The organism is Aeribacillus sp. FSL K6-1121 (assembly GCF_038003725.1).
Classification (GTDB): domain Bacteria; phylum Bacillota; class Bacilli; order Bacillales; family Aeribacillaceae; genus Aeribacillus; species Aeribacillus composti.
Genome location: NZ_JBBOPS010000001.1, coordinates 2,993,435 through 3,014,735, shown reverse-complemented (window position 1 = coordinate 3,014,735; position 21,301 = coordinate 2,993,435). Strand labels below are relative to the sequence as shown.

Below are 21,301 nucleotides of genomic sequence, written 5' to 3'. Positions count from 1 at the left end.
TCTGGGGTTTTTTTATCTAATCAAATGTTAATGTTAAAATGTGTAAAACTCTCTCTCCTGTTAACACTGTTCACGACCATCACTTCAATGTCCCATTGTATTGATGTTAGTCTAAAAATTGGACACGGAGAACAGGGAGATTATAATAAACTTAATTACAATAGGTTCGAGGTGTCCAATCATGAAAAAGAGAACATTTGATCAAGAATACAAGATTCAAGCTGTTGAGTTATGCTTGGAGGGGGACAAGTCCATCGCCCAAGTGGCAAAAGAGTTAGGTTTGGCTTACAACACTCTTCATCGTTGGGTCAAAGAATACAAAGAAAGCAACGGAAAGAGTTTTGTGGGTTCAGGCAACATCAAGCCACAAAATCAAGAAATCATCGAGTTACGCCGTCGCAATCAAGAGTTGGAGGAGGAATTAGCGATCCTAAAAAAGGCGTTAGGCATCTTCACTAGAAACCAGAAGTAATTTGCATTCATTTTTCAACACCGTAATGAATTTCGCATGGTGAAGATGTGCCAAGTTTTCGGTGTTTCAAGAAGTGGGTATTACGACTGGCTCAAGCGTGCGAAAAGTAAACAGAAAGAACGAAAAGAACAACTCACTCAACAAATTCGAAATGAGTATCTAAAGTCCCGTAAGATTTACGGCAGTCCGAAAATTACGCAAGAACTACGCAAACAAGGGATTCGTGTGTCTCAAAAGACGGTCGCTCGCATCATGAGCGAAGAAGGCTTGAGATCCATTACCGTCCGTAAATTCAAAGCCACTACGAACAGTAACCATCCTTACAACGTATATGCCAATCTATTGAAACAGAACTTCCAAGCAACGGCTCCGAATGAAATATGGATGGCAGATATTACGTACATTCCTACCGACGAAGGCTGGTTGTATTTAGCGAGTATCATGGATTTATATACTCGTAAGATTGTAGGATGGTATATCGATACACGAATGACGAAAGAGTTAGTCATCAAAGCGTTACAACGGGCTCTAAACAGCGAAAAACCAACGGGACGAGTGATTCATCATTCGGATCGTGGGAGCCAATATGCTTCGAATGACTATCAGCAACTTTTACAGGAACATCATTTTCAAGTGAGCATGTCGAGACGTGGGAACTGTTACGACAATGCTTGTATGGAGTCGTTTCATAGCCTCATCAAGAAAGAGTGTATTTATCTGAATCGATTCCGCACGCGAAAAGAAGCGAAACAAGCCGTTTTTGAGTACATCGAATGCTTCTACAACCGCAAAAGAAGTCATTCAGCCCTTGGCTATGTATCGCCATGTGAATTTGAAGCTGCATATTACGCTAACCAGAGAAAAGTAGCTGCCTAAATTCAGCTATTTCTCTCTGTTTAACGTGTCCGTTTTCTTGACATAACACCACATTTTTATAATTTCCTAAGGGTACTGTTAATCTTAATTCAGTTCCATCTGTAAAGAATGGTGAATTTAATAGATGGTTTAATTCACTAGCTCCTGATAAGTTTGATAAAGTATGGTCTGACCCTAGGTTAAGAAAAGCCATTGAAAGTAGACTTAGACATCCAGGTGGATTTCATGAGTGGCATTTAGTATCTCGAGCTCCTACTTTTAAACGGTGGGGTATAACAGCAGAACAAATTAAGGAATTAAGAACTGCTATAGAAGATGTGAAGTTTGTTAATCCAAAAGGAGTTCATGGCGGGAAGGGTTCTACGAAAGCTCATAATGAATTGTTAGAGATTATTGATTCTTCACCAGATTATGCAACATTTAAGAGACGACTCCAAAATTGGGCTAATTATAGACTAGAAGGTGGAGTGGAATCTTTACCGGAAAGTCTTAGACCGTAAAAAAGCTAAGGAGGAGTATGAAATATATGGAAAAGGAAGGGTTTGTATCATTATTTATTGGCAACTCTAAGTCATATAAGGATCTTCAAAACTATATTTTGAATAGTTATACAGAAGATGGAGATTTACTACCTTCCGAATTTGAAAAAGACTTTAACATTGATTACTATAATGAAGATTTTAGAGAAGTAGAATTCTATGATGAACCATCGAATGATTTACGTGTTCTACTTGAAGGTTTTTCTTATGATGAGGAGATAATTCCAAAATTTATAGAGCTTTGCGGTGAGCGTTTAAATCAAGAAGCGAACTCAGTTATTTTACTTTATAACTTTCAATATAATGGAAATGTCAATGAAAAAAATCAGTTTAGATTTTTAGGAACCGTACAATATAAGTAATTATAAACACCTTGAATGAGTGTGCGACACTCTTTCAAGGTTTCTTTTTTTATTTTATAAGAGGGGTGAGTGCCAAATAAACCACTATTGATACAGCCTATACTCATAACCTACGGAACTTGGAAAGAAGCATTGATGTTTTATTCAGTAAATTTAATCGAAATTTTTTACAAAACTAGATAATTTTGTACACGAATAATAAAACTGTTTAAAAATATATAATAATTGTTTAAAAATCAGGGCGATATAAAAGTTTTAACGCCTTACCCATTTACATGGCAACGATTATTTGTCTCTTTACAATTTTTCATAAACTGAGTAAGATAATTTCTGTAAAATTGAATATGATTAAATCGCTGAATCCTTTTAAGGAGCGGGGGAACCATTTTGTAACGTTTTGTTACTTGGGGTGAATCCTTGAAAAAGGAGGGGCTACTCTCATAGTCCTAATCCGACAGCTAACCTCGTAAGCGTTTTGGGAGGGATGTAAGTTGAATGATGTCTTTTTGGCCACTGAGTACATCCTCAGTGGTTTTTTATGTTTATGAAGATGCACATAAAAGTCCATACAGTTCATCAAGCTATAAGAGAGGAAAAAGCCTAATACTTTTAAGAAAGAAGGATTCTTGAAAATGGCTTATTTGAAACGGTTATTCATCGGTTCGCCAATGGAAACGAAACGATTGAAACATGAAAAATTACCAAAATGGAAAGCATTGGCAGTATTTTCTTCGGATGCATTGTCTTCCGTAGCGTATGCAACAGAAGAAATATTATTAGTATTGATGATATTAGGAACCAGCGTGTTTTTTTATTCCTTACCCATAGCTTTGGCGATTGTAGGGCTTTTAGTCATTGTGACTTTATCCTATAGACAAATCATTTATGCCTTCCCATCAGGAGGCGGAGCTTATGTAGTGGCAAGAGACCACATCAATACCACCACAAGCCTAGTAGCAGGCGCAGCATTAATGATTGATTATGTTCTTACGGTTGCGGTTAGTATTAGCTCAGCCGTTGCGGCTCTTACTTCTGCTTTTCCAGCCTTGCTTACTTGGAAGGTGGAAATAGCCATCGCTCTTGTATTATTGCTCATGATTTTAAATTTGCGGGGAATTACCGAATCAGCCACTGTATTTGCCTATCCAACCTATTTATTTATTATTTCAGTACTAGTTCTCATTATTGCAGGAGGATGGAAATTATATAATGAAGGATGGCATGGTTTTAATTATGCAAATCACGCTACACCTGAACATTTCTTCGCTAGTGGATACGGAGTGTTTATTTTATTAAGGGCTTTTTCATCCGGTTGTTCAGCAATGACAGGAGTGGAAGCCATTAGCAACGGTGTGCCATCGTTTAGACCTAACAGTTCCAAAAATGCTGCAATTACAATGGGATGGATGTCTTTACTGTTAGGCATCATGTTTCTAGGTATTACAATTTTAAGTGCCGGCTTTGGAGTGACTCCAGCCGAACATAAGACTGTCATTTCTCAAATTGGAAGTCACGTCTTTGGCAATAGCATATTATTTTATATTTTTCAGATGATCACCATGTTAATTTTAGTATTAGCTGCGAATACAAGTTTTGCCGGATTTCCGCAGCTTGTTTCGATTATAGCTACTGACCGTTATTTGCCGAGAAGTTTAGCAGCGCGCGGAGATCGTTTGGTGTTTTCCAATGGAATTATTCTCTTAAGTATTTTAGCGATCATTTTAATTATCATATTCCATGGTAAAACACATTCTCTGATCCCGCTGTATGCAGTCGGAGTATTTCTTTCCTTTACGATCGGTCAATACGGTATGATTAAAAAAATATGGAAAGAAAAATCGAAAAGCAATATGGCCACATTGTCGATCATTATCACTGGAACAATTGCTACAGGATTAGTAACGATCATTACCGTTATAGCGAAATTTACACACGGTGCATGGTTAGTGATTGTAGCCATTCCATTAATCGTTGTCTTGTTTAACAAAATTCATGCTCATTATGAAACATTAGCTCAGCAATTAAAATTGGATAAAAGTGATCGGACTGAAACAAAAGAAATTGTGACTCCAAAGGTGATCATCCCGATTTCAGGCATTAGTAAAGTCGTTGATCAATCTGTACAATATGCAAAAAGTATTTCAGACGATATTACAGCCATTACAATTGTTTTTGCCGAAGAAGAAGAACAGAAAATACGCGACAAATGGTATAAGTTGTATCCAGATATCGAGCTGAAAATTATTTATTCACCTTATCGGACAATCCTTTCTCCATTATTGGATTACATTAATAAAGTAGAAAAAGAAACAAAAGGAGCAACCATAACTATTTTAATGCCTCAATTTATTGTGAAAAAATGGTGGCATACTTTACTTCATAACCAAACAGCGATCTTTTTAAGATTCTTTTTGATCCTGAAAAAAGACATCGTCATTGCAACGCTTCCGTACCATTTAAAAGAATAACATCTGGCTTTTGGCACTTGCTTAGGCGTTGTAAGTGTATATGAATCCGAGGATATATGTTCGAATTTCAAGAGCATATATCCTCTTTTTTTCATACGTACATCTATCCGAATCGATTCTGTATGCGGATATTCATAATTTGCCTCTCAATAACAGTTTTGATCATTAATTAAATGAAAACCATACGCACAGCGGTGTATGGTTTTCGGAAAGCTTTAAGCGAGGTATAAAAAAGCCCCTCCTAGTATTTTGGCTCGCCAACCAAATTTTATCTAGCTAGAAGAGAACTTTTTATGTCTTCTGACTTAAATAGTTAGTCACATACAAAATGTAATTGTAAGTAATCATATCATCTTTGCTGATGAGTTATAATAAATTGAAGAAGATAGAACAGCCAAAGCCGAAATCACAACTGAAACATGATGGAAAGCTCTTTTAAAAAGTTTAAGTTGGTGTATTTTTCGGATCCCAAAAATGCTGAACGATTAGCCCAAGAACCTTATCTTTCCATGACATGAACCATATTTTCTTTTTCGATACAATAAAGTCTATTGATTCTCTTCGTTTCCGTAAAAGATAGGACTCTTTATTTCTTCTGCTTTTATCAAAGTCTGTAATTGTTCATCTGTAATTTTATTTTCGTCATTATTTTTTTCAATAAACCCCAATATATCCAAGTATCGGGTTCTCCAATTTACAAAGGTAATGAAGTGATGAAGCCAAAGAACATTGAAATAACCCATTAAAATTGGTTTTTAGTCCTGGGAAAGATATTTACATTTTGAAATATCAGCTCTATCAATCCCATATGTTTCTAATACCTCTCGAATATAATCATCTGGATTCATGTTAAATAAAAAATCTAAGTTCCAACTACAATATGCTTGTGCTACATGACCTAATAAATTTTCGGTTAACGCTGCTATTTCACTATGTTCTATGTTTAATTCCTCTATATTTCTATTTGAAATAAATTGAACCTTTATATAGTTTTCTCTCGGCTCAAAAAATTGCTTATCTGTTTCACTAAGCCAAGAATAGTCCTTCAATGTACTTTGCCTCTTTTTATCTTCAATAATCAAAAAATTTGTACTTTCTATGTCGGGTATTTCAATTTTCCAAATTTCAAGTGAATTAGATTTTAGTTCTCTACTAATTATCATTTTTTTGATTCCACTCCTTTATATTATTTCATAGTAATTGTCAATCTAGTAAATTTTAAAAATATATATCCCGAAGATAAGTATAATTCATCACCACTTTTTGTGATTTTGGCAAAAAAGAAGAAAACACTTACGAAAACCTGGCAATAATGTTAGCTACCACACAAACATAAGGAGGTTTCGTAAGTGCTTTCTATATCACTAGAATTTCCAGAATTTGAAGTGATTAAACAACTTTCTTTCTCCAATCAATATTTTGTTCATGTTCAAAAAAAAGTCATGAGGAATTGACAAGGGAAATTCGCTTATGGCTGCGAACTGCACCGACTCTCTCTGCTGGATAATAATCAAAATACCCGGCCATTTCAATTCCGGGGCGAGAAATATTACTCGTCGTGATCGGGCGGTTAATCACCTCTTCTCCGCTGATGAGCTCTAATTGAAACTTTTCAATTATGTCTCTCGTTCGTACCTTTGGCAACCTTTTAACCTCCTTTATCACAGCAATCCAATATATCATTTTTTATTTTAGCATTTTTCACTCTGAACCAAATTTTCATCAAAACACAGTGCCTTTTCGTTTTTACTGCTCATTGCGTTATATACAGTATCCAATTGTTAGAATGCTTTTTGCTCTAGTTTGATAGATAAATATTTTTGGAATGGTCTAGACAACTATACTAATAGCTGATAACATGAAATTGTAAACGGATTCATATTGTTTAAATGATTATCCTTACAATAAGGGGGAAAAGCTGTGCATAAAGAAGAGCGTTTGGCCAAAGAAATTATAGAACAGTTAGGTGGAACGGAAAATATTGCTGATCTTGCTTCCTGCATGACTCGTCTCCGAGTTAAACCTATTGATTACGAAAAGGTAAACCTCAATGGGTTAAAAAATGTTGATGGTGTCATGGGCGTAGTTGAAGCAGAAACATTACAAATTATTCTTGGACCCGGAATTGTCACTAAGGTTGCGAATGAGGTTTCAGACTTAACAGGTCAAAATATAAGGAACATTGACGATGAAAACAATAATCCCTTTGAAGGATTGGCAGCCAAAACAAAAGCTGAATTGAAAGAGAAAAACGCAACTCCTTTCAAGTTATTTTTACGAAGAATTGCCAGTATTTTTATTCCATTAATTCCTGCAATTGTTGCTTCTGGTCTTATTGCTGGAATAACAAATGTAATTGTCCGTTCAGGTGCAGATCCTGAATCAATCCTTATTCAGATACTAAACTTTATCGGATGGGGATTATTTAATTACCTCGGTGTCTTTGTGGGAATTAATACTGCAAAAGAATTTGGAGGATCTCCTGCTCTTGGCGGTGCGGCAGGTATTTTAATCATTAACCCTGGACTTGCCAACATTACATTATTCGGAGAAGAACTGGTGCCGGGAAGAGGCGGTTTAATTGGAGTCATGCTTGCAGCTGCATTTATCGCGTTTCTCGAAAAGCGGATCCGCAAATTTGTCCCTTCAGCTGTAGATATCATTGTCACGCCGACTCTAGCTTTACTCATTACCGGTATCGTAACACTGATCGTCCTGCAGCCTATCGGCGGCTTTATATCTGACTTGATTACAAAAGGGCTTTTAGGGCTTATTGATATGGGAGGAATAATTGCAGGGCTTATTCTCGCCGGAACATTCCTTCCTCTTGTTGTAACAGGTTTGCATCAGGGTCTAACTCCAGTTCATATGGAATTGATCAATACAATCGGAGATGACCCTCTACTCCCGATACTTGCCATGGGCGGAGCCGGCCAAGTTGGTGCCGCATTTGCAATTTACTTTAAAACGAAAAATGAACGTTTGAAAAAAGTAATTAAAGGGGGTCTTCCAGTTGGAATTCTTGGAATCGGCGAACCTTTAATTTTCGGTGTAACCCTGCCTCTCGGACGCCCATTCTTAACAGCTTGTCTCGGGGCAGCCGTCGGCGGGGCATTTCAGGCATTCTTTAAAATTGCCACCATCGCAATTGGAGTCTCGGGAATTCCGTTAGCTTTCCTTGTACACACGGATCAAATTATTCTTTATCTGTTAGGATTACTCGTTGCTTATTTCTTCGGATTTATTTTTACCTGGATATTTGGATTTAAAGAAGAAATGGCGAAAAATATCTAGCTGATAAACTTATTTTTTGAAGGAGGATACATAATTCCTCCTTCTTTCCGTATTGATTCATTTTCGTAAAATTCTGACTATAATGAGGTGATCATATGATCGGAATCTCCATTTATTTAAGTGAAGAACGGACAATACAGAACGTTCAATGGATTGAAAAAGCAGCATCTCTGGGATTGCGTTCTATTTTTACATCCCTTCATATTCCTGAGGATGATCCAAACACTTACCTATATCTTCTCAAAGATTTAGGAAGCTTGGCGAAAAAGTTTAACATGGAGCTTTTCGCAGACGTTTCCCCGAAATCTCTAGGCTATCTCGGTCTGGATTTTCAGTCGTTGGATGAATTGGTTCAATGGGGACTGACGGGAATCCGTGTTGATTATGGATTTACATCCGAGGAGATTGTTGAGCTTTCGAAAAAAATGAAAGTCGGTATTAATGCAAGCACCGTATCAGAGACGGAAATTGACATCTTGATAAACAAAGGGCTTATCGTTAAGAATGTCGAAGCGTGGCACAATTTTTACCCCCGTCCAGAAACTGGATTAGACACTAACTTTCTCATGAACAGAAACCGGTTTTTAAAATCGAAAGGTTTCACAACAGTAGCCTTTATCCCGGGAGATAAAGAGATGCGGGGACCTGTCTATGCCGGATTGCCGACCTTGGAAAAGCACAGGACCGCATCACCTGTTACTGCTGCAGCTGAATTATTCCATTCATACGATACAGACAAGGTTCTAATTGGCGATCTTTCTGTTACAAATGATACTCTAAATCGCTTATCAATTATCGGAAACGGTATGATTCCATTAAGAATGAAGCCTATTAATGACCGAATCGAGAAGCAATTATTTAACCAGATCCATACAAATCGAATGGATCCAGCCAGGGATGTAATTCGTTCAGTTGAATCCCGTTCCTATGCTCAAAAAGGTACTGTACTTATTGCACCATCAAATCAGATGGAGCGGAAGAGAGGAACGATTACCATTGATAATCAATTATATGGACGCTATGCAGGAGAACTGCAAATTACCATTCATGATTTGCCAAAAGATGATCGTGTAAATGTAATTGGACATGTTATCGAAGAGGATCTCCCCCTTCTATCATTCATAAAAGCCGGAGGAAAATTTCAATTTATGGTGAGGGATTGAATATGAATATTTCAAAATTAAACACGGAACAACGTAATCCGAAAACAATGGATATTGACTTGATGTCTACCGAAGAAATCATTTCTGTAATTAACCAGGAAGACACACTTGTTCCAAATGCCATCGCAAGAGAAATTCCAGTCATTGCGAAAGTCGTTGATCTGATTATTGATTCCTTTAAAAAAGGAGGACGGTTAATTTATGTTGGGGCCGGAACCTCAGGTAGAATTGGAATCCTTGATGCATCTGAGTGCCCTCCTACTTATGGAACGGATCCGAATATGGTCATCGCAATGATTGCCGGAGGGAAAAAAGCAATAACCGAAGCCATCGAAGGAGCGGAAGATGATTTGGAGCAAGGTAGTAATGACTTAAGGAATTTACATTTAACTCAAAAAGATGTAGTTGTTGGAATTGCTGCAAGCGGCCGCACCCCATATACAATAGGAGCATTGCAATATGCAAATGAAGTAGGAGCCTTAACTGTTTCTGTTGTTTGTACAAGGGACTCAAAAATGGAAAAAATCTCAAAATATACGATTGCCCCGATTGTTGGTCCTGAAGTCATAACAGGCTCTACAAGAATGAAAGCCGGAACAGCACAAAAACTTGTTCTTAATATGCTTTCAACAGCTTCTATGATTAAGATGGGAAAAGTATACAGTAATTTAATGGTTGATGTCCAAATGAAGAATGAAAAGTTGTTTAAAAGGGCTGAAAATATTGTTAAAATGGCTACCGGTGCGGATTCAGAGGAAGTTAAAAAGGCTCTAGCTGAACAAAACTACAATACAAAAGCAGCTATTTTACAAATTGTAACTGGCTTAAAAGGAAACGATGTCATAAACCTATTAGAAAAGCATTCCGGTTATTTGCGGAATGCAATTGAGGGATTTTATTCTTTAAAATAAATTCATTACTAACCATCTATAGATCTGCAAAAGAATGGAGATGAAGTCTATGAACCGACTTCTTTTAAAAAACGGAAAAGTGGCACTAGAAAAAGAGATCATAAATAAAGGCTTTATCTATATAGAAGGTAACAAAATTATTGATATTGGTAATTTAGACAGCCTTCCCAGTCTGAGCAAAGATATACAGGTTATTGAATTGCCAGAAGAATACATTTCAGTTCCCGGTTTTATCGATCTTCATATTCACGGAGCGGGTGGAGCAGATACGATGGACGCAACGACAGAAGCATTATCAACGATGTCGGGCATTCTTCCGGCTGAAGGAACGACAAGCTTTTTAGCAACAACCATTACACAGGAAATAAAGAGCATTGAAGATGCCTTAAAAAACGTTGCAAATTACCGGAAACATCATAATGAAGCCGGAGAAGCTGAAATTCTCGGCATTCATCTTGAAGGGCCGTTTATCAATGAAAAACGGGCCGGAGCTCAGCCTGTCGAGCATATACTCGCGCCGGATATTGACCTTTTTAAACGATGGCAAGAGTTGGCTGAAAACGGGATAAAACTTGTAACGATGGCACCTGAACAAGAAAACGGCTTGGAGTTTGTCCGTTATCTGGATCAATCCGGAGTCGTTGCCTCAATCGGCCATTCGGATGCGACATACGAAGAAACAGTAAAGGCTGTGGATGCCGGCGCGAAACATGTCACCCATTTATTTAACGGAATGAGAGGACTGCATCATCGCGAGCCCGGAATCGCAGGAGCAGCTCTTCTACTGAAACAATTGATGGTCGAAATCATTGCAGACGGAATTCATGTCTGTCCTGAAATGATTCAACTTTCTTTGCAGACAAAAGGAACAGACCGAATGATTTTAATTACAGATTCTATGAGGGCGAAGTGTTTAAAAAATGGAACATATGACCTCGGAGGCCAGGATGTGACCGTAAAAGATGGGAAAGCACTGTTAGAAAACGGAACCCTCGCCGGAAGCATTTTAAAAATGAAAGATTCGATTCAAAATATGATACAATTCACAGGGATTTCACTTTTAGAAGCTATTCAGCTGGCAAGCGTAAACCCGGCGAAACAAATGGGTGTCTATGACCGTAAAGGAAGCTTGGCACCCGGAAAAGACGCTGATATCGTCATTCTTGATGAAAACAATGAAGTGTTTACGACTTTCTGCCGCGGAAAATTAGCATATAAAAAGGGAGGAGAGAACTGAGTAAAATGAATATTATAAAAGCTGAAAATTATGATGAAATGAGCCATATGGCTGCAAGAAAAATCATTGAAAAGGTAAGGATCAATCCAAAAATAACACTTGGACTTGCGACCGGGAGCACTCCTATAGGCGTTTATAAAAAATTAATTGAAGACCACAAAACGAACGGAACAACTTATAAACAAGTCACAACCGTCAATCTTGATGAATACAGCGGAATCGACCGAAACGATCCAAACAGCTATCATTATTTCATGTGTGAACAATTGTTCAACCATATTGATATCCCGCATGAACAGACTTACATTCCGGACGGGATGGCGAAAGATCTTCAACTCGAATGTTCACGATTTGAGAGCGTCGTTCAAAAACTTGGCGGTGTGGACGTTCAGCTTTTGGGAATCGGCCATAACGGTCACATCGGCTTCAATGAACCGGGGACTTCGTTTAAAAGCCGCACTCATGTCGTAGCACTAACTGAAAGTACACGAAAAGCAAATGCTCGATTTTTTCCTTCTATAGAAGACGTGCCTGCTCATGCGATCACAATGGGAATTGCAACGATCATGGAAAGCAAGGAAATTATTTTACTAGCATCAGGCACATCAAAAGCAGAAGCAATTGCAAGACTAGTAAATGGCGAAGTAAATGAAGATTTCCCGGCATCCTTACTAAAGCTTCATAACAATGTGACAATCATTGCGGACAAAGATGCATTGCAATTGGTTTAGCTTCACAACAAGGAGAGTTTTCAATGATTGATAAATCATCACCAATTCCGATATATTATCAGCTGGAAGAATTTATAAAAAAACAGATTGAAAATGGTGAACTGCAGCCGGATCAAGCAATTCCTTCAGAACGGGAATACGCGGAGCGCTATCAAATCAGCCGGATGACAGTCCGCCAGGCCATCAACAATCTTGTAAACGAAGGGTATTTGTACAGACAAAAAGGCCGTGGAACATTCGTTAGCAAACAAAAGGTGGAACAGCGGCTCCATGGTCTGACCAGTTTTACAGAAGATATGCTCGAACGTGGAATGAAACCAAGCAGCAAGTTATTATCCTTTGAAGTGATTCCGGCCGGCTTGGAAACAGCCAGCCATTTAAAGCTAAAGAAAAACGCTCCCGTATATGAAATCAAACGGGTCCGTCTTGCGGATGACGTTCCGATGGCCTTAGAAACTACTTATGTTCCGGCCAATCTAGTAAAAGGGCTTACGGAAGAAATTATCCATCAATCCCTTTACAGTTATATCGAAGAAAAATTAAACCTGGTGATCAGCGAGGCATTCCAGCAAATTGAAGCATCAATTGCCAAGGAGTCAGAGATAAAGCATTTGCAAATCGAAAAAGGATCGCCGATATTGTTAATATTACGAACCTCTTATCTTCATGACGGGACGCCATTCGAATTTGTAAAATCAGCATACCGGGCGGATCGGTATAAATTTGTGCATACTTTAAAAAGGCAAAGGTTTTAATATCAAAATCAAAATTTTCTCAATGATTAAGGGGCTGTCCAGAATGTCAAAATCCACTGAAAGAAACATCATAAGTATTGATATATCAGCGTTTCTAAAACATTAAAGGGGCGTCTATAAGCCGGAAAATCGACTTATTAGACACCCCCTTCTTACGATTAGTCAAGAGGTTTATCAATAGTTATTTGAGATAATGAATCTTTTTTTGGTGGAAGGGGTACCCCCTCCGCCAAAAAAAGATTTTCGCATACCAAATAGACCTAGCGATTTTTGCCTTTTTTCGCTAGGCCCATTATGTTATACTTTTCCTACACAATTACGAAGATACTGAAGCGATTTCGTAATTGTACGTTAAATTGTGTGTAATAAGGTGGAAGAGGCACTTCAATAACTTATTCACACATGCGATGGACGCAACTTTATGACTTTTGTTATAGGGTTGCGTTTTTAATTTGTCGTAGTATTCTACAAAATGATTGTGTCCAAAGCGTCGTTGGCGGATCATATTTTGAATCGTAAAATAAAGGATTTTGCGCAGATGACTGTTGCCACGCTTATTGATTTTATCTTTGTAAAACAATGTGCCTGATTGAAAACGCCTTATATCAATTCCTGCATGGGCATTGAGTTGCTTATGATTTTCGAAGCGTGTCATGTCGCCTATTTCTCCAATTAAACGAACGGCTGTATTTTTCCCTATACCAGGAATACTGATTAAGATTTGATATTCATTTCGTTCTTCTGAAAGAACAACCATCTGCTGAATCAGTTCCTCACGTTTTCTCAAAATAGCTAAAGTATGTAGAAGTCTTCACTTCACCTTATCGATTCCCTTTTCTTATACACGATCTCTAGGATCCAACATACTGAAACTGATTCTTATAAGGGCAGTGAAGTAGGCCAGTTTTTCACTACGAACTCAAGGTTCTGGGGCTGTCACGCCCTATTCTCCACTTCTACTATAAAAAAATAGTAGCACAGACCACGGCCATGGTCTGTGCTACTAATCTTAGTATGTTTCGTTTTAATTTCCCGCTTACCAATTCATGCGTAAAGTAATCCCCACCTGTATTCAGATGGGGATTTCATGTATGCTTTATTTAGATTTTTTAGGAACACGGCATTCCTGCGGAAGCGTCGGTGACCATGGCAGGAATTCAGCTAATTTTGTTTTATCTGTCGTATCTATATTGGTAAGCTCTTGAAACAGGTAGCAAGGTAGTTGAATGAATCCAACTCGCTCCAATTTTCCTTGGCTGTCTCCACAACACTATATAGATGATCGTACTGGACCTTGCTCCTTTTGACGTATTACTGAAGAGCCAGTTTTTGCGACCGATCACAAAAGGTTTAATTGACCGTTCCCCGCGATTATTATCGATCTCCAAATGGCCGTCCTCTAAAAATGTCTCCAACCGCTCCCATTGGGTACGACAATACTTGATCGCTTTGCCAAGTGCGCTTTTTGGCAGTACGCGCGGCATTTGCTCTTTAAGCCATGACAAAAAAGCCTCAAGCACGAGTTTGCTGTGCTCCAGCCGTGCTTGATAGCGCTCCTCTGGACTTGCATCTTTTAAGCTTGCGCTCAATTTCAAAAAGTTTATTGCAATAGGCCAGACCTTCCTTTGCTTTGACGGTGGAAGTGCTCGCCGATTCAGGCAGTACCTGCAGGGCTTCTGTGAATTTGCGGCGGGCATGGGCCCAGCACCCGACCAATTTCACATCGGGGAGGACGTTATAACCCGCATACCCGTCCACATGCAAATATCCCCGGAAGCCGTCAAAAAAAATGCGTGGGTGCTTGCCTGAACGGGTTTGCTGGTAATCGTATAAGACGATAGGTGTATCCCCGCGACCGGTACGATAAAGCTATATGTAGGAAGTCGACGTTGCTGGCCGATCCGGTTCAGACAGGACCTGCAAGGTTGTCTCATCCTCTGGAAAGGTGGGATATTTGATTGGAGAGAGATCATTATTAGAAAAAAGTTGGACAAAATGCCAAAAACAAAGGCATTTATTGAGGAAGTCGTTGAGTCTGCCCAAGATTTCCGCTTACGTAGGGTTAAGCAAATGCTAAATGAAATAAATGAGGTGGGAGAAGTAATCAAAGAGTGGAAAGTATTAAGGGAGTCTGGGGATTAAAAAACAATTTTATGGTGAGGTAAAGGATATAATCCAAAAATATAGGATCAATTAAATTTTTAATCTTGTTTTTCGCATCTTGTTCTATTTCATTTATGGAAGATCTTATTGCTAAGTCAGCATTTTCTTTTACTTCTGTTTTGGTTTGACCAAAAATCCAGTACAGGACTATTTAATTCTTCTAAGCAATAAAAGAGAAAACTAAAGATTAGATATTTCTTTCACTATTGAGAACAATGGATCAAGAATAAAAACAACAGAAAAGAGAATAGACGCTTTCCAGGGTACCTTCAAGAATTTTGTGTAATGTAAGTCTGATCAGAAGAATAATTGTATAAAAATTTACAATTTTGTGAAGGTCAAAGTATAACGTTTGACTGTACAGTTTGATTATAATATGATCTTATTAGAAGGGTAAAAAGGGGGTATAGATGGATGGGGTCGTCTATAAAATTGGTGAACTAGCAAGTATAGCAAATGTTTCTAAAAGAACAATCGATTATTATACAAAACTAGGCTTGCTTAAAGCAGAACGGTCCAAATCGAATTATCGATATTATGATTCATCTGCTCTTGAGGATTTAAAATTAATTGACCATTACAAAAAACTGAATTATTCATTAGACATGATAAAAGAGAGGCTAGAGTTGCATAGAAAAAAAACAGCAGCAGAGGAAGAACTTATTCTTAAACAAGCCAAAACAATTGCTGAACATATGAAATTATTGGAGGATGAAATTAAAGAAATTCATGATCTTTTAGGCAAATTGGATGATGAATGTAAGAAAAAGATTTCGAATCAATTGTCTCCACAGACGATGGCATTATTACAATCATTAATCATGTTTTTAGGATGATAAAGAGAGATCTATACAAGGGAATAGTGAAAAAAGCATAATTACTGTTGACATTTCGTTATTAGGAGGTGTAAGTCGTTCCTTTTTCTAGGGGAACGGCCGTAGTTTGGAAATATTTAATTTATTTATGGTTGCTGTATTAATTGGTTTCACAGCATTTTTCGTCGCTTCTGAATTCGCCATTGTAAAAGTCCGATCTTCAAGAATTGATCAGCTTATCTCGGAAGGAAATAAAAATGCTGTTGTAGCTAAAAAAATCATTTCCAATTTGGACGAATATTTATCAGCGTGCCAGCTTGGAATCACCATAACAGCATTAGGTTTAGGCTGGCTAGGAGAACCGACTGTTGAGCATCTTCTTCACCCCGTTTTTGAAAAAATGGATTTTTCCCCATATGTGTCTAATATACTGTCATTTGGAATTGCTTTCGCTGCGATTACATTTTTACATGTCGTGATTGGAGAATTGGCTCCGAAAACGGTAGCCATTCAAAAGGCAGAAGCTATTACATTATTAACAGCAAGACCCTTAGTTTTGTTTTATAAAATCATGTATCCATTTATTTGGGCATTAAACGGTTCTGCAAGGGGCATTATCCGTTTATTTGGCTTAAAACCAGCTTCCGAACATGAGCTTGCACACTCAGAGGAAGAACTGCGGCTTATTTTATCTGAAAGCTACAAAAGCGGCGAGATTAACCAAACGGAATACAAATATGTGAATAACATCTTCACTTTTGATGACCGGATCGCAAAAGAAATCATGGTTCCCCGAACAGAAATTGTTGCACTTGATAAAAATAAAACCATTAAAGAAAACTTGGAAATCGTCAAAAAAGAAAAATTTACAAGATATCCGGTAATTGACGGAGATAAAGATCATGTTATTGGCCTTATCAACATCAAAGAGGTATTTACAGAAATCTCCTCTTACGATAGCTTAAATACCGAAAAATCCATAGATGATTTTGTCCGTCCAATTATTCAAGTCATTGAATCCATTCCAATCCATGATCTGTTGCTGAAAATGCAAAAAGAACGAATACACATGGCGATTTTATATGATGAATATGGCGGTACATCCGGTTTGGTCACAGTTGAAGATATTCTTGAAGAAATTGTCGGTGAGATTCAAGATGAATTTGATGAAGATAAAAAACCCATCATCCAACAAATAAATCATGATCGAGCCTTAGTTGATGGCCGCATCTTAATTAGCGAGATAAATGATTGGTTAGGGTTGAAAATTGAAGAAACGGATGTAGATACACTTGGCGGATGGATGTTAACTGAGCGTTATGATATTAAACAAGGGGAAAGTATTGAATTTGGACCGTACACCTTTCACGTAGTGGAAATGGCCGGGAACCATATTAAAACGATTGAGATTACTAAAATTGATAAAGGCTCGCCAGTTCTAGTAGAAGATTAATCATAATAAGAATTGGCGACAAGATCCCCCGCTAGTAGAATACAAAAAAGTCTGCCAAAAGGTTTCGATATTTCAACCCACAGGGGAATACTGTAATCCCCAAAACGTGCTTATAGTTGCGGCGAAAATAAAAATCTGTCATCCGCCAAACTCATTTAAACGAAGCTCTCTAAATTGAGTTCACTCCTTCTAATGGTCGCATATCTCAAGCGAATCAGTATCATTAAAATTTAAAATAAGTGGAATGGGATGTCGTTCCTTAGAAAGAAAAATTTTTAAATAAATGGAGGGAGAATTTCAAAAATGCTTAAAAAATTTTTAGCGAAATTCGGCAAGGGAGCAGCGACAGTAGATTTACAATTCGAAAATCGTCCTTATCAGATTGGTGAAGTAGTACAAGGAGAAGTTGTCATTAAGGGAGGCGAAGTAGATCAACAGATCAACCAGTTGGCAGTTCAATTCATGATGACTGTTAGAGCAAAGAATGGCCAGTCTGTTTCACGGGAGGTTGAGAGGATTCCTTTAAACGGATCATTTGTAATTTCAAAAAAAGAAGAAAAACGCATCCCATTTAATTATCGAATTCCGCAAGCCTTGCCTTTATCTAGAGGCCCTGTATCTTATTATTTTGATACCCATCTTGATATTGAGGGAGGCGTAGATCGGACAGATATTGATTATATCACCATTGGAGCATCGAAAGAGATCCAATCCATTTTTCATGCTCTTTCCCGTTTAGGCTTCCGAGAAAAATCTACTTCAGGAAAGCTCGATCAATATGGCCAAGAATTTGAATTTTTTCCGACACAGTTATTCGCAGACAAAGTTCATGAATTAGAAATTCGTTTTGCTTATGTAGAAGAAGGAGTCAAAGTTTGGATGGAAGTGGAATGTCGATCTGGCTATGGAAAAATCGAAGCGAAACGAGAATTTGTTTTGACTAAAGAAATAGTAGAGAACGAAGACAAGCTGGTGTCCTCGTTCGAAAAATATATTGCAGAAGCAGTCCAGCAACCGGAATTGTATAAACAACCTTTTACCTATCCTACCTATCAGCCTCATCATAAAGGCAGTATGGCAAGCGGCATTGGAAGCATGGTTGGAGGATTGGCGATGGGTGTTTTAGGTGGTATGGTATTAAATGAACTAATGGATAACCTCGGTGTAGATGAAATGTTAGAAGATGCGGCAGAGGCCATAGGTTTGGACGAAGAGAATTTTGATTTAGCTGGCATGGATTTTGGTGATTTTTTTGATGAAAACTAATAAAAAAGCGTATTAACGGTCAGAAGAATGATTATTCTTTTAAAAAAAAACAATTTTATGTTTGATGGAAGAATCCATTTGATCAAGCTTTTTTCCAAATGGATTCTTTTTTATTTACGGTTCAATATTTGTTTGATATTTATAAACAAACTTAATTTTCATTAAGAACATAAATAACAACATTAACATGAATTTTATTAGTATCTAAACTTTTGTTTAAAAAACATATGTCATGGAGTAAAATGGAAATAACTCTAAAAGACTGTGTTTTATTTTAATGAGATAATCATAGCAAAGCATGAAATGCAAATAAAAATGATAAAAATTTAGGAAAGTTTTGAATAAACGTTATCAGTAAAACATCGAATGTTATACTCCCTTATAAAAATTACGAAACGATATGCTTCTTCTTCGAGGATACAATGGATTTTTACTAAGACATAGGTGCTGACGACAATTTATAGTTGAGCTCTATTGTTCAACTAGAACAAGGGGCATTAAACATTTTGTTTTTTAATTTTTAGCATTTTATCAATTAGCTAAGGGAAAATGACTACATAAAACTAAAAAGGAATGTTCATTTTGGATAATAAGAATAAAAAACTTAAAATTATTATTGTAAGCGCAATTTCAGCAACCATTCTTTGTTCAATCATTGTATTGGCTTCACTTTCTCCAATATCTAATTCAGGACCTAATGTCAATCAATTTGGAGACATCGGTATGTGGATGTCTATAGTTCTCATTCTTATATCTTATGCAATCCCTTTAATTATTTACAGTTTAGGGGTTGATGCATTTAAGTATGTAATGGCTGCACTCTGTGGCTTAGGTCTTCTAATAGGGATGGCTGTTATATTTACTACTATTTTATTTATATTTACTTCTACAACTAGTATGATATTATATGCTTTATTATGTCTTTCCGTTTTATATATTATGTCAAGTATAATTTGGATTTTTATTACCTTTTCAACTAGTAATAAAAGCAAAAACACAATTCTTCAATAGGCCTTATTATGCAAATGAGAAGTACAGGAACGGTCCGATAAATTCTAAAATGAAGCCAGTAGAGAAAAATAGTTGTTTTTCTCCGCTGGCTTTTGTAATTTTTCGATTCTTGTCTGAGTTGAAAATGCGGACCCATATTTTCAGGATGCTGTGAACTATTGCCACAATTCCAAACTCGCCCTCCTGCAAGGATCATCTGCAGATCACCCTTGATGTGTCTGAACATTTTTTTACTTCGACTTTGAGTCGAATGTAAAAAAATCACATCTTTCTTCCTGCGTTTTAGGAACTGCTATTTCTTTCATTTTTCTTTGAACCAACTGGTCAAGTAAGTTCCCGAGAAAGGTGCAATCGTGGAACGACTTGAATATTATGGACTTTTCAAGCAGGGGTCGGAATGTGCATTATACGACCAATGCGATCGAAAGAAATTCGGAAATAGTTGAAATCGATGGGCATTTGAGCAGTTTAGAAATCGTGGGGAAAAGTTGTATATTTGATGATATAAGACTTTCATGAAAAATGGGCAGAGCAAAAGTAGAGAGGAGTACCGAAGCAAAGGAAGTCTTTCAGCAAATGTTTGGTAAATGTTGCAATGAACCATTATTGCAAAAAGGCCATACAGGAGACTTAAAATTTAGCCGCATTGTGTGAAGAAAACAGCCCTCTATTCTAAATTTCCATCAGAGGTACTTTATTTATCTTGCATTATACAAAATTATTGACGTTACCGAGTCAGTATCATTACAATAAAAAGGTTAACTTTTCCATTTGTCCTGCCTGACATATTTATTTTTTAAAAACTGTTCCTTATAAACAAAAAATTATTTTCAAAATAAGTTAGGAGGCTATATAAATGGAAATATATTTGAAATACTTTTTAATGGGGTTAACGATTGCTTTACCGATAGGAACCATCACAATTGAAATGACTAAACAAGGGATTAAACATGGTTTTTTACATGGTTGGGCGGTGGGGTTAGGCGGGATGACAGTTGATTTTCTTTTAATTATTGCCATTTATTTAGGGTTGGCTCCCCTATTATCGGCCCCTTTAATACAAATTCCATTATGGCTGCTGGGCGCTGTTTTTTTATTTTATTTAGCCTATGATTCGATAAAAAATGCAAATCACGATATGACAATGATTGGCGAACCAACTTATAAATCGATTGGAAAAACATATCGAAATGGTATATTTGTTGCAATCTCGCCAAGTAATTTAATTTTTTGGATATCAATTTTTGGTGTAGTGTTGACAGATTCATTTTCTCAAGCGAATACAGCTGATTTTTTTATTACTGCATTAGGAATCTTATCAGGAATATTGGTACATGACATTATACTTCTTACTATCATTTCGGTTACACGAAAAGCAATGAATAAAAAAGCAATAATGACTGTTTCGATTATTGCCGGAATTTTGTTGTTTGGTTTCGGTTGTACTTTTCTCTATAAATTTCTCATAACATTACAAGCGAACTATCCGTTTTGGTAGGTGCAAATAAATAATGACATTAGTGTAACAGGTTCGAATTGGATCGAAATTGAAAAAACTGCATCTTCAATTTTAGTCCTTCCTTCTATCACGGAACGATATTTTTATTTGAAAAATACGCTTTCCTCGTGGTAATGAAACGGTGAATCATAAAGGAATTTCAGTTTCATTCGATAAAACATCATTAACACTTGAATCTAAAAAATCGGTGATACGGCAGTAGCTCTATTTCCCATTAGCTCAAGGAAGAGCAATAGAAACACAGGAGAATCTCCTGAAGCGATGAA

15 protein-coding genes, 4 pseudogenes and 1 riboswitch are annotated in these 21,301 nt (G+C 37.1%); of the genes and pseudogenes, 14 read left to right on the top strand and 5 right to left on the bottom strand.

Annotated elements, in window-relative coordinates:
• Positions 1-181: 181 nt before the first annotated feature.
• The 3 genes and pseudogenes from NSQ61_RS14590 (at position 182) to NSQ61_RS14580 (ending at position 4,717) form a co-directional block, all read left to right on the top strand.
• Positions 182-1,348: pseudogene (locus tag NSQ61_RS14590) on the top strand (IS3 family transposase).
• Positions 1,349-1,874: 526 nt separating this feature from the next.
• The gene (locus NSQ61_RS14585; protein ID WP_063386469.1) at positions 1,875-2,249 is read left to right on the top strand and encodes an immunity 22 family protein; all 375 of its coding nucleotides are present in this window, start codon (positions 1,875-1,877) and stop codon (positions 2,247-2,249) included.
• Positions 2,250-2,593: 344 nt separating this feature from the next.
• Positions 2,594-2,737, top strand: a riboswitch (cyclic di-AMP (ydaO/yuaA leader).
• Between the two features lie 144 nt (positions 2,738-2,881).
• Entirely contained in the window at positions 2,882-4,717 is a 1,836-nt protein-coding gene (locus NSQ61_RS14580; protein WP_311066750.1) for an APC family permease, read from the top strand.
• 548 nt (positions 4,718-5,265) lie between these two features.
• On the opposite strand, the gene NSQ61_RS14575 is transcribed toward NSQ61_RS14580, so the two are convergent.
• From NSQ61_RS14575 to NSQ61_RS14565, 3 genes and pseudogenes are all read right to left on the bottom strand, one after another.
• Entirely contained in the window at positions 5,266-5,394 is a 129-nt protein-coding gene (locus NSQ61_RS14575) for a hypothetical protein (RefSeq protein ID WP_268753447.1), read from the bottom strand.
• A gap of 78 nt (positions 5,395-5,472) precedes the next feature.
• On the bottom strand, positions 5,473-5,880 hold the full coding sequence (locus NSQ61_RS14570) for a hypothetical protein (RefSeq protein WP_340807419.1): 408 nt from the start codon (positions 5,878-5,880) through the stop codon (positions 5,473-5,475).
• 325 nt (positions 5,881-6,205) lie between these two features.
• Positions 6,206-6,361, bottom strand: a pseudogene (locus tag NSQ61_RS14565) (HPr(Ser) kinase/phosphatase); the annotation flags it as partial.
• A gap of 276 nt (positions 6,362-6,637) precedes the next feature.
• On the opposite strand from NSQ61_RS14565, the gene NSQ61_RS14560 reads away from it, so the two are divergent.
• From NSQ61_RS14560 to NSQ61_RS14535, 6 genes are all read left to right on the top strand, one after another.
• Positions 6,638-8,011: a PTS transporter subunit EIIC gene (locus NSQ61_RS14560; protein WP_327847850.1), complete on the top strand. Its 1,374-nt coding sequence runs from the start codon at positions 6,638-6,640 to the stop codon at positions 8,009-8,011.
• Between the two features lie 95 nt (positions 8,012-8,106).
• Positions 8,107-9,174, top strand: coding sequence for a DUF871 domain-containing protein (locus NSQ61_RS14555; RefSeq protein ID WP_327847849.1), 1,068 nt, complete (start codon positions 8,107-8,109; stop codon positions 9,172-9,174).
• A gap of 2 nt (positions 9,175-9,176) precedes the next feature.
• Positions 9,177-10,085: an N-acetylmuramic acid 6-phosphate etherase gene (gene murQ, locus NSQ61_RS14550; RefSeq protein ID WP_327847848.1), complete on the top strand. Its 909-nt coding sequence runs from the start codon at positions 9,177-9,179 to the stop codon at positions 10,083-10,085.
• 49 nt (positions 10,086-10,134) lie between these two features.
• Positions 10,135-11,322, top strand: a complete 1,188-nt coding sequence (gene nagA / locus NSQ61_RS14545; protein WP_339193877.1) for an N-acetylglucosamine-6-phosphate deacetylase — start codon at positions 10,135-10,137, stop codon at positions 11,320-11,322.
• A gap of 5 nt (positions 11,323-11,327) precedes the next feature.
• The gene (nagB, locus tag NSQ61_RS14540; RefSeq protein WP_311066756.1) at positions 11,328-12,053 is read left to right on the top strand and encodes a glucosamine-6-phosphate deaminase; all 726 of its coding nucleotides are present in this window, start codon (positions 11,328-11,330) and stop codon (positions 12,051-12,053) included.
• Between the two features lie 23 nt (positions 12,054-12,076).
• The gene (locus tag NSQ61_RS14535; RefSeq protein WP_311066757.1) at positions 12,077-12,808 is read left to right on the top strand and encodes a GntR family transcriptional regulator; all 732 of its coding nucleotides are present in this window, start codon (positions 12,077-12,079) and stop codon (positions 12,806-12,808) included.
• A 316-nt stretch (positions 12,809-13,124) separates the two neighbouring features.
• On the opposite strand, the pseudogene NSQ61_RS14530 reads toward NSQ61_RS14535, so the two are convergent.
• Together NSQ61_RS14530 and tnpC are read right to left on the bottom strand one after the other, a co-directional pair.
• Positions 13,125-13,550, bottom strand: a pseudogene (locus NSQ61_RS14530) (transposase); the annotation flags it as partial.
• A 354-nt stretch (positions 13,551-13,904) separates the two neighbouring features.
• A pseudogene (tnpC, locus tag NSQ61_RS14525) lies at positions 13,905-14,743 on the bottom strand (IS66 family transposase); the annotation flags it as partial.
• A gap of 638 nt (positions 14,744-15,381) precedes the next feature.
• On the opposite strand from tnpC, the gene NSQ61_RS14520 reads away from it, so the two are divergent.
• The 5 genes from NSQ61_RS14520 (at position 15,382) to NSQ61_RS14500 (ending at position 21,014) form a co-directional block, all read left to right on the top strand.
• Positions 15,382-15,807, top strand: a complete 426-nt coding sequence (locus tag NSQ61_RS14520) for a MerR family transcriptional regulator (protein WP_063386472.1) — start codon at positions 15,382-15,384, stop codon at positions 15,805-15,807.
• Positions 15,808-15,913: 106 nt separating this feature from the next.
• The gene (locus tag NSQ61_RS14515) at positions 15,914-17,239 is read left to right on the top strand and encodes a hemolysin family protein (protein ID WP_063386473.1); all 1,326 of its coding nucleotides are present in this window, start codon (positions 15,914-15,916) and stop codon (positions 17,237-17,239) included.
• A 303-nt stretch (positions 17,240-17,542) separates the two neighbouring features.
• Positions 17,543-18,505 carry a sporulation protein gene (locus NSQ61_RS14510; RefSeq protein ID WP_063386548.1) on the top strand — a complete coding sequence of 321 codons (963 nt, stop codon included), beginning with the start codon at positions 17,543-17,545 and terminating at the stop codon, positions 18,503-18,505.
• Between the two features lie 582 nt (positions 18,506-19,087).
• Complete coding sequence (locus NSQ61_RS14505; RefSeq protein ID WP_339212168.1) at positions 19,088-19,516, top strand: DUF5391 family protein; 429 nt, start codon at positions 19,088-19,090, stop codon at positions 19,514-19,516.
• Between the two features lie 856 nt (positions 19,517-20,372).
• Entirely contained in the window at positions 20,373-21,014 is a 642-nt protein-coding gene (locus NSQ61_RS14500; RefSeq protein WP_094244904.1) for a LysE family transporter, read from the top strand.
• The last annotated feature ends 287 nt before the right edge of the window (positions 21,015-21,301 follow it).

Coding starts and splice junctions, on each gene's coding strand:
- NSQ61_RS14585 (WP_063386469.1), top strand. CDS start 1,875: ATGGAAAAGGAAGGGTTTGTATCATTATTTATTGGCAACTCTAAGTCA.
- NSQ61_RS14580 (WP_311066750.1), top strand. CDS start 2,882: ATGGCTTATTTGAAACGGTTATTCATCGGTTCGCCAATGGAAACGAAA.
- NSQ61_RS14570 (WP_340807419.1), bottom strand. CDS start 5,880: ATGATAATTAGTAGAGAACTAAAATCTAATTCACTTGAAATTTGGAAA.
- NSQ61_RS14555 (WP_327847849.1), top strand. CDS start 8,107: ATGATCGGAATCTCCATTTATTTAAGTGAAGAACGGACAATACAGAAC.
- murQ (WP_327847848.1), top strand. CDS start 9,177: ATGAATATTTCAAAATTAAACACGGAACAACGTAATCCGAAAACAATG.
- nagA (WP_339193877.1), top strand. CDS start 10,135: ATGAACCGACTTCTTTTAAAAAACGGAAAAGTGGCACTAGAAAAAGAG.
- nagB (WP_311066756.1), top strand. CDS start 11,328: ATGAATATTATAAAAGCTGAAAATTATGATGAAATGAGCCATATGGCT.
- NSQ61_RS14535 (WP_311066757.1), top strand. CDS start 12,077: ATGATTGATAAATCATCACCAATTCCGATATATTATCAGCTGGAAGAA.
- NSQ61_RS14520 (WP_063386472.1), top strand. CDS start 15,382: ATGGATGGGGTCGTCTATAAAATTGGTGAACTAGCAAGTATAGCAAAT.
- NSQ61_RS14510 (WP_063386548.1), top strand. CDS start 17,543: ATGCTTAAAAAATTTTTAGCGAAATTCGGCAAGGGAGCAGCGACAGTA.
- NSQ61_RS14500 (WP_094244904.1), top strand. CDS start 20,373: ATGGAAATATATTTGAAATACTTTTTAATGGGGTTAACGATTGCTTTA.